This window comes from Mycobacterium sp. GA-1285, from assembly GCF_001499905.1.
GTDB lineage: Bacteria > Actinomycetota > Actinomycetes > Mycobacteriales > Mycobacteriaceae > Mycobacterium.
The window spans coordinates 63,559-80,294 of record NZ_LQIS01000045.1 but is presented as its reverse complement, the minus strand read 5'-3'; the positions used below and the strand labels follow the sequence as shown (position 1 = coordinate 80,294).

15 protein-coding genes and 1 riboswitch are annotated in these 16,736 nt (G+C 66.8%); of the genes, 6 read left to right on the top strand and 9 right to left on the bottom strand.

The window, feature by feature from the left end:
* From AU193_RS17800 to thiO, 4 genes are all read right to left on the bottom strand, one after another.
* A complete protein-coding gene (locus tag AU193_RS17800) occupies positions 1 to 783 on the bottom strand; it encodes an SGNH/GDSL hydrolase family protein (protein ID WP_064423696.1) in 783 nt (260 codons plus the stop codon).
* Positions 780 to 1,538: a thiazole synthase gene (locus AU193_RS17795; protein WP_064423695.1), complete on the bottom strand. Its 759-nt coding sequence runs from the start codon at positions 1,536 to 1,538 to the stop codon at positions 780 to 782. The genes AU193_RS17800 and AU193_RS17795 overlap by 4 nt, the downstream gene beginning before the upstream one ends.
* Entirely contained in the window at positions 1,531 to 1,728 is a 198-nt protein-coding gene (thiS, locus tag AU193_RS17790; protein ID WP_064423694.1) for a sulfur carrier protein ThiS, read from the bottom strand. Before thiS ends, AU193_RS17795 begins: the two co-directional genes overlap by 8 nt.
* A gap of 49 nt (positions 1,729 to 1,777) precedes the next feature.
* Positions 1,778 to 2,791, bottom strand: coding sequence for a glycine oxidase ThiO (gene thiO / locus AU193_RS17785; protein ID WP_064423851.1), 1,014 nt, complete (start codon positions 2,789 to 2,791; stop codon positions 1,778 to 1,780).
* A riboswitch (TPP riboswitch) is annotated at positions 2,777 to 2,889 on the bottom strand. (Overlaps the previous gene by 15 nt.)
* A gap of 51 nt (positions 2,890 to 2,940) precedes the next feature.
* Between thiO and thiE the strand changes: the two genes are divergently transcribed.
* Entirely contained in the window at positions 2,941 to 3,624 is a 684-nt protein-coding gene (thiE, locus tag AU193_RS17780) for a thiamine phosphate synthase (protein ID WP_064423693.1), read from the top strand.
* On the opposite strand, the gene AU193_RS17775 is transcribed toward thiE, so the two are convergent.
* Entirely contained in the window at positions 3,608 to 4,108 is a 501-nt protein-coding gene (locus tag AU193_RS17775; RefSeq protein WP_064423692.1) for an NUDIX hydrolase, read from the bottom strand. The genes thiE and AU193_RS17775 overlap by 17 nt on opposite strands.
* 111 nt (positions 4,109 to 4,219) lie before the next feature.
* On the opposite strand from AU193_RS17775, the gene glnX reads away from it, so the two are divergent.
* The 4 genes from glnX (at position 4,220) to AU193_RS17755 (ending at position 9,534) form a co-directional block, all read left to right on the top strand.
* Entirely contained in the window at positions 4,220 to 5,539 is a 1,320-nt protein-coding gene (glnX, locus tag AU193_RS17770) for a protein kinase G-activating protein GlnX (protein WP_064423691.1), read from the top strand.
* A gap of 32 nt (positions 5,540 to 5,571) precedes the next feature.
* Positions 5,572 to 6,498: a glutamate ABC transporter substrate-binding protein gene (locus AU193_RS17765; RefSeq protein ID WP_371259242.1), complete on the top strand. Its 927-nt coding sequence runs from the start codon at positions 5,572 to 5,574 to the stop codon at positions 6,496 to 6,498.
* On the top strand, positions 6,498 to 8,759 hold the full coding sequence (locus tag AU193_RS17760) for a serine/threonine-protein kinase PknG (RefSeq protein WP_064423689.1): 2,262 nt from the start codon (positions 6,498 to 6,500) through the stop codon (positions 8,757 to 8,759). Before AU193_RS17765 ends, AU193_RS17760 begins: the two co-directional genes overlap by 1 nt.
* A gap of 328 nt (positions 8,760 to 9,087) precedes the next feature.
* Positions 9,088 to 9,534, top strand: coding sequence for an STAS domain-containing protein (locus AU193_RS17755; RefSeq protein WP_064423688.1), 447 nt, complete (start codon positions 9,088 to 9,090; stop codon positions 9,532 to 9,534).
* Here the strand turns inward: AU193_RS17755 and AU193_RS17750 are convergent.
* From AU193_RS17750 to galE, 3 genes are all read right to left on the bottom strand, one after another.
* Positions 9,469 to 10,611 carry an acetate kinase gene (locus AU193_RS17750; protein WP_064423687.1) on the bottom strand — a complete coding sequence of 381 codons (1,143 nt, stop codon included), beginning with the start codon at positions 10,609 to 10,611 and terminating at the stop codon, positions 9,469 to 9,471. The genes AU193_RS17755 and AU193_RS17750 overlap by 66 nt on opposite strands.
* Positions 10,611 to 12,713 carry a phosphate acetyltransferase gene (pta, locus tag AU193_RS17745; RefSeq protein ID WP_064423686.1) on the bottom strand — a complete coding sequence of 701 codons (2,103 nt, stop codon included), beginning with the start codon at positions 12,711 to 12,713 and terminating at the stop codon, positions 10,611 to 10,613. The genes AU193_RS17750 and pta overlap by 1 nt, the downstream gene beginning before the upstream one ends.
* Positions 12,714 to 12,921: 208 nt before the next feature.
* Complete coding sequence (galE, locus tag AU193_RS17740) at positions 12,922 to 13,896, bottom strand: UDP-glucose 4-epimerase GalE (protein ID WP_256364341.1); 975 nt, start codon at positions 13,894 to 13,896, stop codon at positions 12,922 to 12,924.
* A 151-nt stretch (positions 13,897 to 14,047) separates the two neighbouring features.
* Here galE and AU193_RS17735 point away from each other — a divergent pair, with 151 nt between their 5' ends.
* Positions 14,048 to 16,006 (top strand): hypothetical protein, encoded by a 1,959-nt coding sequence (locus tag AU193_RS17735; RefSeq protein ID WP_064423684.1) that lies wholly within the window; start codon positions 14,048 to 14,050, stop codon positions 16,004 to 16,006.
* On the opposite strand, the gene AU193_RS17730 is transcribed toward AU193_RS17735, so the two are convergent.
* Positions 15,911 to 16,630 carry a class I SAM-dependent methyltransferase gene (locus AU193_RS17730; protein ID WP_064423683.1) on the bottom strand — a complete coding sequence of 240 codons (720 nt, stop codon included), beginning with the start codon at positions 16,628 to 16,630 and terminating at the stop codon, positions 15,911 to 15,913. The genes AU193_RS17735 and AU193_RS17730 overlap by 96 nt on opposite strands.
* Positions 16,631 to 16,736 lie beyond the last annotated feature (106 nt).

Here is a 16,736-nt window from a genome sequence, read left to right as displayed (position 1 = left end):
TTAGCGTCGCTCGGATCCCTCGCCCGTCACCTGCGCGACGACGAGGTCGGCCACGGCCCGCATGCCCGCCGCATTGGGGTGCAGGGGCGCGGGCCTGCCCGGTAACGGCGCCCCGAACCGTGTCGTCCACGGTTCGGCCGACCACGCGTGATGCGCGCGGCTGTGCTCGGCGGCCCGAACGAGTCCGCAGCCGGTGACCGAGGCCGCCTCCGCGGTCAGCCGTTCCAGCGTGGTGGCGACGTGGCGGCCGGTCGCGACGTCGGCGTCGGACAGCGGTGGCGCCGAGTCACCCGGTGGCGGTAGCAACGTGAGGTAGTCCACGAACAGCACCATCGCGCGTGGTGAGCGGGCGCGCAGGGTCCGGCCGACCTCCTCGAGCGCCGCGGCGACCTCTGTCAGCGCGTCCTCGCGCGCTTGCGGGTCCAGCTGAGCGCGCAGCACACCGCCCAGCAGCGGCAACCTGCGGAGAGCCCGTGGCAGGCCCGCGGCGAAGAGCATCGGCACGTACCCGACATCGTTGCCACCGATGGTCACCGTCACCAGTTCTTCGGATCCGGTCAGCGCCGAGATCTGGGGCGGCGCACAGTGTTGCGCCTCACGCAGGACGTTCGCGGTGGTCGCGCCGGAGTACGTCACGTCGACGAGGTCGAGACCTAGCTTCGCGGCGACCAGGTGCGGATAGTTACGCGCCGAGCGGCCGGCGGCCCAGGGTGCGCCGTCGGCGCGGGGTCCGATCCCGGGACCCGCCGCCATCGAACTGCCCAGTGCGACATACCGACTCATCGAGCCGGGCTGGACGCCTGAGCCCAGAACCGCTTCGGGATGCGGCCCGCCTGGCGTGCCAGATGACCGGCGGTGACCGCTGCCGCCATCGCCGCCGCCATGGTCGGCGGATCGGCGGCGCGTGTCACGGCAGTGGCCAACAGCACGGCGTCACATCCCAACTCCATCGCCATCGCGGCGTCGCTCGCGGTGCCGATGCCCGCGTCGAGCACCACGGGCACCGAAGCCGACTCGACGATCATCTCGATGTTGTGCGGGTTTGCGATTCCCAGCCCCGTTCCGATCGGCGAACCCAGCGGCATCACCGCCGCGCATCCGACGTCCTCGAGCCGGCGCGCGAGCACCGGATCGTCGTTGGTGTAGGGCAGCACGGTGAAACCGTCGTCGACCAATTGCTCAGCCGCCCTGACCAATTCGACGGCGTCGGGCAGCAGCGTTCGTTCGTCGGCGATGACTTCCAGTTTCACCCAGTCGGTGCGCAGCGCCTCGCGGGCGAGTTGGGCCGTCAGCACCGCCTCGGCCGCGCCGCGACAACCGGCGGTGTTCGGCAACGGCGTGATGCCCAGCCGGTCGAGCAGCGCGAGCACGCCGGTCCCGCCGTCGGCGTCGACGCGCCGCATCGCCACAGTCGTGAGCTCGGTGCCCGATGCGACAAGCGCCTCTTCGAGCACCGCGAGGTTGGCCGCGCCTCCGGTGCCCAGGATGAGCCGCGAACCGAACTCACGACCGGCGATGGTCAGCTTCGAATCAGCCACCCTGCACCGCCGTCACCACCTCCACGCGAGCGCCTTCCGACAAGGCGGTGTCCCAGTCCGATTTGGGCAGCACCGACCAGTCCACCGCGACGGCGATCCCCTTCTCCGGAAAACCGAGACGCTCCAGCAGCGCTGCGACCGTCGTCGTCGCGTCGACTTCCACCGCTTCGTCGTTGACAACTACTTTCATGGTTTTTGCTCCTCGCGTGCGCGTCATGGTTTTGCTCCTCGCGTGGGCGTCATGGTGTCGCTCCAATCGTGACGTCGAGTTCGGCCGCGATCCGCTCGGCCGTCCAGGGCGCGAGAAGAAAGCCGTTGCGCCCGTGGCCCGCCGCGACCAGTGTGCGCTCATCGAGGCGTTCGACGAGCGGTAATCCATCCGGCGTCATCGGCCTCAAACCCGCCGCGGATTCAGCGAGTTCGTATTCGCCCAGCGCAGGCATCACCGCGCAGGCATCGTCGAGCAGTTCGCGCACTCCCGTCACCGCGGGGGCGGTGTCGCGACCGTGTTCGTACTGCGTCGCGCCGACGACGACCCCGTCGGCCCGCGGAACCAGGTACACCTGCCTGCCGTGCACCCGGGCCCGAATGACCCGCTGCGGCACCGGCATGCAGCCGCGGCGCCACCGCAACCGCAACACCTCACCCTTGACCGGCCGAATGGGTAGGTCGGGCCACAATGTCGGCGCGTCGATGCCGTTCGCGATCACGACGGCATCCGCATGCACCGAGGCGAGGTCGGACACGGGCGGCCCCCACTGCACACCGAGCCGTTCGCACAGCACGGCCAAGGCTCGCACCAGCAGCCGATTGTCAACGGCCAGTTCGGTTTCGGCACGGAATCCGTGCCGGATGCCCTGGGCGAGCAGCGGTTCGATGTCGCGGGCGGACGTCGTCGCCGTCACCGGATGCCCTTGGGCCGCAAGCCACTCGCCCACCGTTTTGAGGTCGGCCGCGTCGGCGCGGTCGACGGCGACCACCAACGATCCGCGTGCGGTGACCACATCGTCGGGTAACCCGTCGAGGAAGCCGTCGTGCCACATGTGCAGCGACTCCAGGCCGAGCTGAAGCAGCTTCTCCTCGCCGGGCCAGCCTTCGCTGTGGGGTGCGAGCATGCCGCCCGCGACCCACGACGCACCGCGATCATCGGTGCGGTGCACCCGGACATCCCAGCCGGCGGTCAGCGCACGCCGCGCCACGGCCAATCCGATGACACCGCCGCCGATCACGGCCAGGCTCGCTGTGGTCAACATCCCTCCCTTCGCCGGCATGACCCGGATCAGGTGCGACGGTAAGGGCAGGTACGAATGCCCACTCTCAGTCCCCGCCCGGGACTCCCGCGTTCGTCAACCCACAGTACCCGCCGGCCACGGCCCGACCGACGAGTCGCTAGCGTCGCGGTGTGCACCGACTTCGGGAACGCCTGGCCGGCGCATCGCTGTACCTGTGCACCGACGCCCGGCGCGAGCGCGGCGACCTCGCGGAATTCGCCGACGCCGCCCTCGCCGGCGGGGTCGACCTCATCCAACTGCGTGACAAGGGTTCGCCGGGCGAACAGCGGTTCGGCCCGTTGGAGGCGCGTGGAGAACTCGAGGCCCTCGAGGTGCTCGCCGACGCGGCCCGGCGCCACGGCGCGCTGCTGGCCGTCAACGACCGCGCCGACATCGCGCTGGCCGCCGGCGCCGACGTGCTCCATCTGGGCCAGGATGACCTTCCGCTGGCGATGGCGCGCCGCATCGTCGGCGACGGGCCGCTGATCGGGCGATCCACCCACGACGCGGACCAGGTCGCGGCGGCGGTGAACGAGGCCGTCGACTACTTCTGCGTCGGCCCGTGCTGGCCCACCCCGACCAAACCGGGCCGCCCGGCGCCCGGCCTGGACCTGGTCCGGCACACCGCCCAACTGGGTACGGACAAGCCGTGGTTCGCGATCGGCGGAATCGACGCCGACCGGTTACCGCAGGTGCTGACCGCCGGCGCGCGCCGCATCGTCGTGGTGCGGGCGGTCACGGCGGCCGAGGACCCGCGTGCGGCGGCCGCGGCATTGAAGGCGGCATTGAGGGCGGCACTCAGAGCTGCGGATTGACCAGGAGCGGGATCGAGGCGAACTCGTCGCGCAACCGCTGCCAGCTGGCGGCGAAGCCGGGGTGCAGCGGCAGCTTCGCGACGTCATCGACGGCGACCCAGCGCAATTCGGCGCTCTCGCGATTCGCAACGGTCTGCAGCATCGCCGGCGCATCGGCGATGACCGTGCTGTAGGTCCAGCTGACGCCGTCGCCGGCGACGACCTTGGTTTCCACCACCTTGCGCACCGTCAACTGCCCCGCCGGAAGTCCCGCTTCCTCATGAGCCTCCCGGATGGCCGCCTGCTCCGCGGTCTCGTGGCTGTCGCGGGCACCGCCGGGCAGACCCCAGGTGTCGCCCTGGTGGCTCCAGGCCGCCCGGTGCTGGAGCAGCACCACCGGGGTGCCGTTGTGGCCAGGGGCTCGCAGCAGCAGACCGGCCGCGCCGTACCGACCCCAATAGGCCTGGCCCTGGGACACCACCCATCCGTCACCGTCGCCACGCACGCCTCAACAATAGGACCGCCCGGCCTCCCGGAAACTCTTAGACTTCTTTCATAGAGTGGGAGCGGTCGGAACGACGAGCCGGAAAGCGATGCTGATGAGGTCCGCGCGCACGTGACTGTGGAGTTGGCGCACCCGTCGACGGAGCCGCTCGCGTCGCGGTCGCCGTCGACGTCGGCACAACAACGCTGGTGGTTCCTGTGGACCACCCCCGGCCGGATCCTGACCATCGGGATCGTGTTGTCCGCGCTGGTCATCGCCAGCGCGTTCGCCACCTCGACGACGATCAACGACCGGCAGCAGGCGCTCATGACGGTGCTCAACCACACCGAACCGCTGTCTTTCGCCGCCGGGCAGCTCTACACGAAGCTGTCCGTCGCCGACGCCGCCGCGGCCACGGCCTTCATCGCCGGCGCGGAACCGCGCGACGTCCGGCAACGGTACGAGCAGGCGATCACGGACGCGTCGGTGGCGGTGACCCGGGCGTCGAGCGGGCTCACCGACGAGGACCTGGTGCAACTGCTCGGTCGCATCAACGCGGAGTTGTCGGTGTACACGGGCTTGGTCGAGACCGCACGCACCAACAACCGTTCGGGCAACCCGGTGGGTTCGTCGTACCTGTCTGAGGCGTCGGCGTTGATGCAGACACAGATCCTGCCCGGGGCCGAACGTCTCTACGAGGAGACCTCGGCGCGAGTGGACGTCGAGACCAGCGCGTCCACCCGCATTCCCGGTCCGGTCATCCTGGTGGTGCTGGCGACCCTGCTGTTCGGGGTGTTCGCCAACCGTTGGCTGGCCAGACGCACCCGCAGGCGGATCAACATCGGCTTCGTCGCGGGCGGCCTGGCCGTTCTGACGATGTTGATCTGGGTCGGCACGGCACTGGTCATCTCGACCTCCGACAGCCGCAGCGCCAAGGACACCGCCGCCGAGTCGTTGAAGACCGTGACGAACCTGGCGATCACCGCGCAGCAGGCCCGCGCCGACGAGACGCTGTCGTTGATCCGGCGCGGCGACGAGACGGTACGCAAACAGTCGTACTACCAGCGCATCGACATGATGCAGCAGCAGCTTTCGGATTATCTGGCCCGCGATGACGCCATCGACAAGACCGACCTCGCCGAGGCCGAGCAGTTGTTGAAGCGCTGGCGCGCCGCCGACGACCGGATCAACGCCTACATCAGCGTCGGCAACTACCAGGCCGCCACGCAGGTGGCGCTGGGCACGGGGGCGGACGACTCCACGCCCGCGTTCAACAAGCTCGACGCGGCGTTGAGCCAGGGCATCGAAGAAAGCCGCGGACAACTCCGCGACGACATCATCGACGCACACCGGGTGCTGTCCGGTGCGACCGTCGGCGCCGCGGTGCTCAGCGTCGTCGCCGCGGTCGCGGTGGCGCTGGGGTTGTGGCCGAGGCTGAGTGAGTACCGGTGATCAGGTTCTTGGGCATCCTCTTCGCCGCCACGCTGCTGCTGAGCGGGTGCGGGCAGGCGGCGTCGGTGGTTTCCGCACCCGGCGTGACGCTTGCGCCGCCCACCCCGGCGGGTATGGAGGAGTTGCCACCGCAACCGGTGCGGCCGCCCGGGGAGGACACCGAGGACTGCGATCGCATGGCGAGCCTTCGCCCGTTCGGCAGTCGGGCCGAGGCGGAGGGGGCCGTCGCGAACATCCGCGCGCGCGGACGGCTGATCGTCGGCCTGGACATCGGAAGCAACCTGTTTTCATTCCGCGACCCGATCACCGGGCAGATCACCGGGTTCGACGTCGACATCGCCGGTGAGATCGCCCGCGACATCTTCGGAACCCCCTCGCAGGTCGAGTACCGCATCCTGTCGTCAGCGGATCGCATTGCCGCACTGCAGAACAATCAGGTCGACGTCGTCGTCAAGACCATGACCATCACCTGCGAACGCAAGAAGCTGATCGGGTTCTCGACGTCCTACCTGACGGCCAATCAACGCATCCTTGCGCCGCGCGACTCGACGATCCGGCAGGCGTCGCACCTCTCGGGTCGCCGCGTGTGCGTCGCGAAGGGCACGACGTCTCTGGAGCGGATCCGCCAGATCACGCCGCCGCCGATCATCGTCGGGGTGGTCGCATGGGCCGACTGCCTGGTGGCGTTGCAGCAGCGGCAGGTCGACGCGGTCAGCACCGACGACTCGATCCTCGCCGGGTTGGTGTCACAGGATCCTTATCTGCACATCGTCGGCCCGAGCCTCAACCAGGAGCCCTACGGCATCGGGGTCAACAAGCAGAACACCGGCCTGGTCCGGTTCGTCAATGGCACGCTCGAACGAATCCGCCGCGACGGCACCTGGAACACGTTGTACCGCAAGTGGTTGACGGTGCTCGGGCCGGCGCCTGCTCCTCCGGTCGCGAGGTACACCGACTGATGGCCGAGACCCAGTTGGAGGACTTCGACGACGAGGATCCGGGCACCCAACCCGCGAGCTTCGACGACATGGGCATGGATTCGGCGTCGACCATCCGCCCGATGGCGACCGAGGCGGTGTTCCGGCCCCACCTCGACGACGACGACAGCGCGTCGGTGGGCACCGGGGAGACCGAGCCACAGGAGCACACCACCTCGACGACGCGGGCGCTGTCGCGCACGCGCCGGCTGGGCGGCGGGCTGGTCGAGATCCCGCGGGTGCGGGCCAAGGACCCCCTCGAAGCGTTGATGACCAACCCGGTGGTCGCGGAGAAGAAGCGGTTCTGCTGGAACTGCGGACGCCCGGTCGGCCGCTCCAGCGATGGCAAGCCCGCCCGGTCGGAAGGGTGGTGTCCGCACTGCGGTAGTCCGTACTCCTTTCTGCCGCAACTGAACCCGGGGGACATGGTCGCCGACCAGTACGAGATCAAGGGCTGCATCGCGCACGGTGGCCTCGGGTGGGTCTACCTGGCCTTCGACCACAACGTCAACGAACGACCCGTCGTGCTCAAGGGTCTGGTGCATTCCGGCGACGCCGAGGCGCAGAAGATCGCGATGGCCGAGCGGCAGTTCCTCGCCGAGGTCACCCATCCCGGCATCGTGAAGATCTACAACTTCGTCGAGCACGCCGACCAGCACGGCAACCCCGTGGGCTACATCGTGATGGAGTACGTCGGCGGCACCTCGCTCAAACAGGCCAGGGGCGAGAAGCTGCCGGTGGCCCAGGCCATCGGGTACATGCTCGAGATACTGCCCGCGCTGGGCTATCTGCACTCGATCGGCTTGGCCTACAACGACCTCAAGCCCGAGAACATCATGATCACCGAGGAACAGCTCAAGCTCATCGACCTCGGCGCGGTGTCGACCATCAACTCGTTCGGCTATCTCTACGGCACTCCCGGATATCAGGCACCCGAGATCGTGCGGACCGGGCCGACGGTTGCCACCGACATCTACACCGTCGGCCGCACGCTCGCGGCGCTGACCCTCAAACTGCGCACGCGCAAGGGCCGCTATGTCGACGGGTTGCCCGAGGACGATCCGGTGCTGGCCGAGTACGACTCGTTCGGCCGGGTGTTGCGCCGGGCGATCGATCCGGACCCGCGGCGGCGCTTCGGCAGCGCCGACGAGATGTCCGGGCAGCTGCTCGGCGTGCTGCGCGAAGTGGTCGCAAAGGACACCGGGTCACCCAAACCCGGTCTGTCCACGGTCTTTTCGCCAACGCGGTCCACGTTCGGCATCGATCTTCTGGTCGCCCACACCGACGTCTATCTCGACGGGCAGGTGCACTCCGAACGACTGACGGCTCAGGAGATCGTCAGGGCGCTGCCCGTACCCCTGGTGGACCCCACCGACGTCGGCGCGCCGGTGCTGTCGGCCAGCGTGGTGAGCCAGCCCGTGCAGGCCCTCGACCAGCTGCGCGCGGCCAGGCACGGGGCGCTGGACTCCGAAGGGATCGATCTGTCGGACTCCGTCGAACTGCCGCTGATGGAAGTGCGCGCACTGCTCGATCTCGGCGATGTCGCCAAGGCCACCCGCAAGCTCGACGATCTCGCCGGGCGGGTGGGCTGGCCGTGGCGGCTCGTCTGGTTCAAGGCCGTCTCCGAACTCCTGACCGCCGATTATGACTCGGCGACAAAGCATTTCACCGAGGTGCTCGACACGATGCCCGGCGAGCTGGCCCCCAAGCTGGCTTTGGCGGCCACCGCCGAGCTGGCCGGCACCCCGGACGCGGGCAAGTTCTACAAGACCGTGTGGTCGACGGACAACGGGGTGATCTCGGCGGGGTTCGGACTGGCGCGCGCGCAATCGGCCGCCGGTGAGCGCGACGATGCGGTGAAGACCCTCGACAAGGTGCCCGCGATGTCCCGCCACTTCACGACGGCCCGATTGACCAGTGCGGTCACCCTGCTGTCCGGTCGATCGTCGAGCGAGATCACCGAACAGCAGATCCGGGACGCCGCGCGGCGCGTCGAGGCGTTGCCCGACACCGAGCCGCGGGTTCTGCAGATCCGTGCGCTGGTGCTGGGCACCGCGATGGACTGGCTGGCCGACAACACCGCGAGCACCAACCACATCCTCGGGTTCCCGTTCACCGAACACGGGTTGCAGCTGGGCGTGGAGGCCTCGCTGCGCGCCCTGGCACGGGTGGCGCCGACCCAGGCGCACCGCTACGCGCTGGTGGACCTCGCCAACAGCGTCCGCCCGACGAGCACGTTCTGAGGGCGCTGGCGACTGGGTTCGGATTTCGACCGGTCGCCGGCGGGGCAAATCGGTGCGCACCGGCGCCACACCGGCCAGAGTGAGGACTACGGATTCAGTGGTCGATATAGCAAACCACGCCGCACGAAGCGCCGACTTTACGGGATTTGCCCATGTCGTAACACTCAATGGTCACGCCGCGGATTCCGTAGTAATCTGCATCACAGGTTGAGGTCACAGCCGAACTGCAGAGGTCATCGGGGGCAAATCCTCGAATGCGGCTGAGGAACGTCAGGCGCCGCCGAGGGCATCCGCGGTTTCAATTGCATCTCGACAACAGGAGTGCGCCGTGTCCGCTGTAGGAACCTGCCGGGTGTTCCGACCCGACCCCCGGTCCGTCGATCAGTGCGAACACCACCATCGGGCGAGCTTCACGGCGTCCCACCGGCATGGTTCGACGGTCCTGGTGACGGTCGACGGCGAGATCGACGCCACCAACAGCCGCGCGCTGGCCACCTACGTCGAAGGTCAGGTCGCCGGCACCCGGCGGCTGGTGATCGACCTGCGGCTCGCCGACTTCTTCGGCACCGCCGGGTTCGCCGCGCTGCACTACATCAACGTGATCTGCTCCCGGAACGGAATCGACTGGCAGGTGCGCTGCGGCAGGCAGGTCCGCCGACTGCTGGCCATCTGCGATTCCGCGCGGGAACTGCCGCTGGAGAAGCCGCGCTCAGTGCTCGACGAGGTTCGTGCAGGCGCGGGCGATCGCAAGCTCCTCATCAGTGGGAACAACTAGCACCGTCGTCGCGGACCGGTCGGTCGATATCCGCCGGGTGTTCTTCTCGGGGCCGGCGTTGAGCTTCTCGTCGAGCTCTATCCCCAACGGCGCCATGCCTTTCAGCGCGTCGCGCCGCACCGCCGCGTCGTTCTCCCCGACTCCGGCGGTGAAGGTGATGACGTCCACTGTGCCCAGCAGCGCCAGATAGGCGCCGATGTACTTGCGCAGCCGGTGAATGTAGACGTCGTAAGCCAGTTGCGCAGACGCGTCCCCGGCTTCGATGCGCTGATGCAGCACCCGGAAGTCGACCTCGCCGCCGAGTCCACGCACCCCGGAGCGACGGTTGAGCATCTCTTCGATGTCCTCGACGCTCATGTGCGCCGTACGCCAGAGGTAGAACAGCACTCCGGGATCGATGTCACCCGAGCGGGTTCCCATCACCAGCCCCTCCATCGGCGTCAGCCCCATCGAGGTGTCCGCCGGGCGGCCGCCCACGATCGCAGAGGCCGACGCGCCGTTGCCCAGGTGCAGCACGATCTGGCGCAGCGAGTCCAGCGGAACTCCCAGGTATGCGGCGGCCTGCTCGCTGACGTACTGGTGCGAGGTGCCGTGGAAGCCGTAGCGACGGATGTGCCACTGCTCGGCGATGTCACGGTCGATCGCGTAGGCGGCGGCGGCGGCGGGCAGGTCGTGGAAGAACGCGGTGTCGAAGACCGCGACATGAGGCAGGTCGGGCAGCGCCTTGCGCGCCTCCTCGATTCCGAGCAGGGCCGGCGGATTGTGCAGCGGCGCAAGGGGAGACAGCTCTTCGACCCTCGCGACCAGGGTATCGTCGATCAGCGTCGGTTCATACAGGTCGGGACCGCCGTGGACCACGCGATGCCCCACGGCGATGAGGTCCAGAGCATCGAGGCCCTGGCCCGCGTCGGCCATCTGCTCGAACGCCGTCTGCAGGGCCTCCGCGTGGTCGCGCACCTGCCCCTCGCCGATGCGCTCGACGATGCCGTCGATCACCATCGTCTCCGAATCAGGTTCGATGACAGCATATTTGAGCGAGGACGACCCAGAGTTGAGAACCAGCACGCTGCGGGCCATCAGAGCGTCTGCGCCTGGATAGCGGTGATCGCGACGGTGTTGACGATGTCCTCCACCAACGCCCCGCGCGAGAGGTCGTTGACGGGCTTCTTCAGCCCTTGCAGCACGGGGCCTATCGCAATCGCGCCCGCGCTGCGCTGCACCGCCTTGTACGTGTTGTTCCCGGTGTTGAGGTCGGGGAAGATCAGCACCGTCGCATGACCGGCCACCTTGGAGTCGGGCATCTTGGACTTGGCCACGGAGGCGTCGACGGCGGCGTCGTATTGGATAGGGCCGTCGACCAGCAGGTCCGGTTCCCGCTGGATGACCAAATCGGTTGCTTCTCGGACCTTCTCGACGTCTGCGCCCGTTCCACTGGTGCCTGTCGAGTAGGACAGCATCGCGACTCGCGGTTCGATGCCGAAGCGTGCCGCGGTACGGGCCGACGAGATCGCGATGTCGGCCAGTTCGTCTGCGGTCGGATCCGGCACGATCGCGCAGTCACCGTACGCCAGCACCCGGTCGGCAAGGCACATCAGGAAGATGCTGGAAACCGTCGAAACATCGGGCAGCGTCCTGATGATCTCGAAGGCGGGCCGCACGGTGTGCGCGGTGGTGTGGCGCGCGCCGGACACCATGCCGTCGACCAGGTCGTTGTGCACCAGCATGGTGCCGAAATATGAGACGTCGTGGATGATCTCGCGGGCCTGCTCCACCGTGACGCCCTTGTGCTTGCGCATTTCGGCGTACTGCTCGGCGAACTTGTCACACAGGTCGCTGGTCTGCGGGTCCAGCACCGTGGCGCCCGAGATATCGATCCCCAATTCAGCTGCGCGCGAACGTATCTGGGATTCCTCGCCGAGGATCGTCAGCTCGGCGACGCCGCGGTGCAACAACCGGCCGGCCGCGGTCAGAATGCGGTCGTCGTCGCCCTCCGGCAGCACGATGTGCTTACGGTCGGACCGGGCCCACTCCACCAGCTTGTAGGTGAACATCTGGGGGGTGACCACTTCCGGGATCGGAATGGCCAACTGATCCAGCAGGTCTGCGACGTCGACGTGGGCCTCCATCAACGCGATAGCCGTGTCGATCTTGCGTACAGACGTCGCGGTCACCCTGCCGCGTGCGGAAGCCACCCGGCTGGCCGTCTCGAACGTCCGGAATGCGGTGGCGATCATCGGCAACCGCAATCCCAGCCCCGACACCAGCGCCGCGATCGAGGGATGTAGTTCCAGCCCGCCGTTGAGAATGATGCACGACAACGACGGGAAACCTTCGGCGGCATGGGCGCTAGCGAGCGCGAGCACGACGTCGGATCGGTCGCCGGCCGCGATGACGGCCACACCCTCGCTGAGCCGCTCGAGTACGCGTTCGGCGGTCATCCCCGCGACCATCAGATCCATCGCCTCCCGCGACAGCAGCGCCGGGTCACCGCTGATCAATTCGCCCTCGACGGCCTGCTGCAGTTCGGCGACCGACGGGGCGACCAGCAGCGGCTCCTCCGGCAGCGCGTAGCACGTGGGGTCGAAGCCCTTCAACGCGTCGAGCACCGCGGTCAGTTGCGCGGGATCACAGCGGTTGGCGACGACCGCCGCGGTGTAGGCATGCTGGGCGGCGATCTCGTCGAGGCAGATGTCGACGATGTGCGCGACATCGTCGGGGCTTCGATCCTTGGCCTTGACCGCCAGCACGACCGGGGCGCCGAGGTTGGCCGCGATACGTGCGTTGGTCGACAGCTCGCTGGGCGCGGCGATGTCGGTGTAGTCGCTGCCCACGATCAGGACCGCATCGCACTGATCGGCCACCCGGTGGTACCGGTCGACGATCTCGCCCAGCGCGCCGTCGGGGTTGTCGTGCAGTTGCTCATAGCCGACGCCGACGCAGTCGTCGTAGGACAGGCCCGCCGTGGTGTGGTCCAACAGGAGGTCGAGAATGTAGTCGCGGTCCTCGCCGAGCCGGGTGATCGGCCGAAAGACACCGACCTTGGCCACGGTGGCGGTCAACCGGTGCAGGATGCCCAGCGCGATCGTGGATTTACCGGTGTCCCCTTCCGGGGATGCGACGTAGATGGCGGAGGAACGCTCGCGCGAAGTATGTGAGTTGGTCCTGACCGCCTCCGACACACGTACAGCCTAATCGGCCCGGATCCGGTCAGCTCGCGGTCGGGTCGACGGGAACATCGACGGTAACGACCAGTCCTCGGTGATCGGACTCCGGGACCGCCGCGTTATACGCCTCTGCGGCCCTGCAGTTGTGTTAGGAGCATGTGGTCGACGCCGACCACCGGTGAGAGCGCTGACCCTGCCGCGGCCTCCATACGCCTTCGTTGCCTCAACGTGCGTCATGGGGCCCGGCGCTCGCGGCGCACCACGCGTTCCACGCGCTGCCGATGATGTCGTCTAGGTCATGTCGCGACCTCCACCCCAGCTCGTCGCGGATCTTTGTCGGGTCAGCCACAACTCGGGCGGGATCGCCTTCTCGTGGACCGCACACGTCCCACTTGAATTTGATGCCGGTAATTCGCTGGACGGCTTGCATCACTGCCAGCACGCTCGTGCCCGATCCAGTGCCGATGTTGTATGTGGCCGCGAGTTCTAAGGCTGCCATGCGTTGGATAGCCGCAGCATGCGCTTCAGCCACGTCCTCCACATGGATGTAGTCGCGAACGCAAGTGCCGTCTTCGGTGGGGTAGTTGTCGCCGAAGATCTGCGGATTCTGACCCGAGCTGATCGCCCGAAAGACTTTTGGCACAAGGTTGTTGACGCCCCGGTCTCCGAGGACCGGATCCGTTGCGCCGGCGACGTTGAAGTAGCGGAGGCTGACCCAGCTGAGTTCATGAGCGCGCGCGGTGTCTCGGAGCATCTGTTCGCACATCAGCTTCGTCCAGCCATACGGCGAAGCGGGTGCCGTCTCCGATTGTTCGGTCACCATGCCATCCGAGGGCACACCGTATACGGCCGCGCTGGAGGAGAACAGGATCCTCGACACTCCCGTATCTGTCATCGCCGAGAGCAGCGAGTGCATACCTACGACGTTCTCAAGGTAGTAGGTCAGCGGATGTTGAACGGATTCCTCTACAGCCTTTTTTGCGGCTACGTGAACGATGGCCTCGGTGCGGTGTTCACGAAGAGCGCTGACGACAAAATCGGCATCGAGCACCGACCCCTGATAGAACGGCGTGCCTTGATTCAATCGATCCCTGATTCCGGTCGAGAGATCGTCGAGCACTGCCACGTCCTGTCGATCACGTTGTAACGCATGGACCACATGTGCTCCGATGTAGCCGGCTCCGCCGGTGACCAACACTCTCACGCTGCCCCCGATTGTGTCCCGGCTGTTGAGATGGCCAGTCTATCGGTTGAAGCCAGCGGGAGCCGATCGCCTTGCGGCAGATCACCTGTGGCTTCGGCGCCGAAATTCGGCTCTCGTGCTCTTTACCCACGTACTATTTCCGGCAATGTGGGCCACATATGTGAAAAGAGTTCTCGCTACAGCTGCGTTGGCCGGGCTTCCGGTCATGAGCGCACCAACATCCTGGGCCCAACCCGCAGACGGCGGTGCAGTGGTGATCGCCCCGACCTTTCCACTCACCGAGCTCGGGCCTGACCCTCGTCTGGATTTCCGTGGGCTCGAGGACTCGAGACGGGTGACCATTCCGGTTCCGGCCGGGCTGGCACCCGTCGCCCTCAATGCGATTGTCGAACTGCCGATTGATCCGCGGCCCGGAGTGATCGCCGTGAGGCAAGACGATCGCACCATCTCGCGGGTGGGCCTACCGCCAGTGGATCAAGCGCCGATCGTCATTCCGTTGGCCGGAGCGACCGTGATCGACAACGCGGTCACCGTGACGCTGTCGACCTATCTATTGGCGACCGACGGGTACTGCAACGACCCGAGGAATCCGCTGCGCCTGCTCAACGCATCCATCACGTACGAAGGGGCGGAGCAACCGCCCGTCACGGTCGCACAATTCCTGCCGGCAGTGCTGCGGAGACTGACCATATTCTTGCCGGAGAAGCCGTCAAAGGCTGAGGCTGATGCAACGGTTCAACTGGCCACTGCGGCCGCGGCCCGCTACGACGGACAGCCCACCGAGATAGCCATAGTTGCACTGCCCGAGGGGCAGACAGTTCCGAGAGCCCCATCGCAACCGCTGGAACGCCAGATCGTGATCGCAGAAGGAGGAACCGGCGGACTTTCTCTTTCCGGTGCCGGAGTGCCGTGGCTCCTGATCTCGGGCCCGCCCGACGATTTGAAGAACCAGACGCGGCTACTGTTCAGCGAGATTTCCCAGCTGGCACTAGCGCCCAAAGCCGTTGTGGGACCATTGACATCGCAATCTCTACAGCTGGGTGACATCGTCACGTTGGGTGACTTGGAGCAGCCTGAGCTCAGCGCGACCGGCCTCTCGCCATCGGTGTCGGTCGGACTCGACCAGACCAAGTGGGCGAGATCGATCCGCTCGGTGCGGTTGCATCTACTCGGGTCGCATACCCCCGTGCCGGGTAGCGACATCACCGTCACCGTCGGCAACGAAACCATCGACTTCTGGCGGACCGAGGACAACGGCATCATCGACCACTGGGTTGACGTACCTGACAACCTTCTGCAGCGATATACCCGATTCGACATACGCTTGTCGGGCACCTACGGGCCGTGTGGAGACTTCTCAACAGCCGGTCCCGGCGACAAGGTGCTGTCTTTGGTCATCGACGATGACAGCACGGTGGAAAGCCGTCCAGCCACGCCGCCGGTGCCTGGTGGCCTGCGATCATTGCCGCAAGCACTGATGTCGCCCACCGTCCAGATCGGTATCGGAAACGACATTTTGGGCGATACCGTCCGCGCCGTCACCATCATGGTGGGCTTGCAACGAATGAGTGTCCCGCCGATAGACACCACTGTGATGGGTGGTCAGGAGGTGATCGACTCGTCGAATCCCGGGTTGGTGATCGCCGCCGACGGGTGGAATTACCCGGATGTCGTGTTGCCGGTGTCGGCGGCTCCCGAAGGACCGGTGGTCGTCAGCGCAGTTGACGATGACGGCAAGCCCGCGACTCTCAGCCTGACCCCACCACTGCGGTTCGCGTCGCTCCAGACGGTATTCGATCGCGGCCGGTCACTGTTGGTCGCGACCTCGGACGTCGGTCCCGCGCAACTCGACGAGCTTCTCAACTGGCTCAACAGCGACCGCACGCGTTGGTCGACGATCGACGGCGTTGCACTGGTCTCAACACCTGGACAGGGACCCGTGACCGTCAACGTGGTGGGCAGCCCGGATGCGACGTCGGAGGGTGCGGCGGACACTGAATGGCTTGCCTCACGATGGCTGCTGTGGGCCGGCGGCGGAGCGCTTGCTCTGTTGGCAATCAGTCTCGTTCTCATAGTGGTGCTGCGTAGGCGCAGACCCCTGTAGGCCGCGCTTTTCGGCGCGCGCACAGATCTCCACGGCGAACCGGTGATCGTGGTAGTCGAGTTCCCTGCGAGTGAATTCGTGGGCGCACAGACCGCGAATCTCGCCTGCGGCGGTCAACGAGTTGCCGTATGCGCGCATCGTGACGTCGCCGTGATCGAACGTCCGCTCCATGACAGCCTGGACCCCTAGCCGAGTGAACCGCCAGTATTCGCCCCAACTCGGATCGCACATGCTTGCGTGCGGTACGGCGACCATAAGGACTCCACCGGGTTTGAGGATTCGATGCATGTCGTCACATGCGGCGTTGAAGTCTTTGACCAGGTGCAGGACGTGTGTCGAGATGATGCAATCAAAGGTGTTGTCAGGGATGCCATTTGGCTTCGTCAGATCAGCCCGGATGGTCGTGCCCGGAATACCGTCCTCCAGGTTGAGTACGTCGATCTTGCTGAGGCGCGTTGTGTCCCCAAAGCGGCTGGCGTACATGTCTGAGCCGAACTCGAGTGTCCGACCGCGGATATCTGCCGCGAACTCGGGGAAGAACCTGTTCTCGAGGTAATAGCGCGCGATCTCCAGGCCCCGATCGTTCCCCCACTCATAACTCAGCGGTCGAGTCCCGAAACCCATACGTATTCGCGCCAGGGGCGAACCGATCGGCCGCCACGCCTTTTTCATCCGACTGCGCGCGGAGGGCGGTAACTTCCGTGCCGCTCCTCGGACGAATCCGCGCATG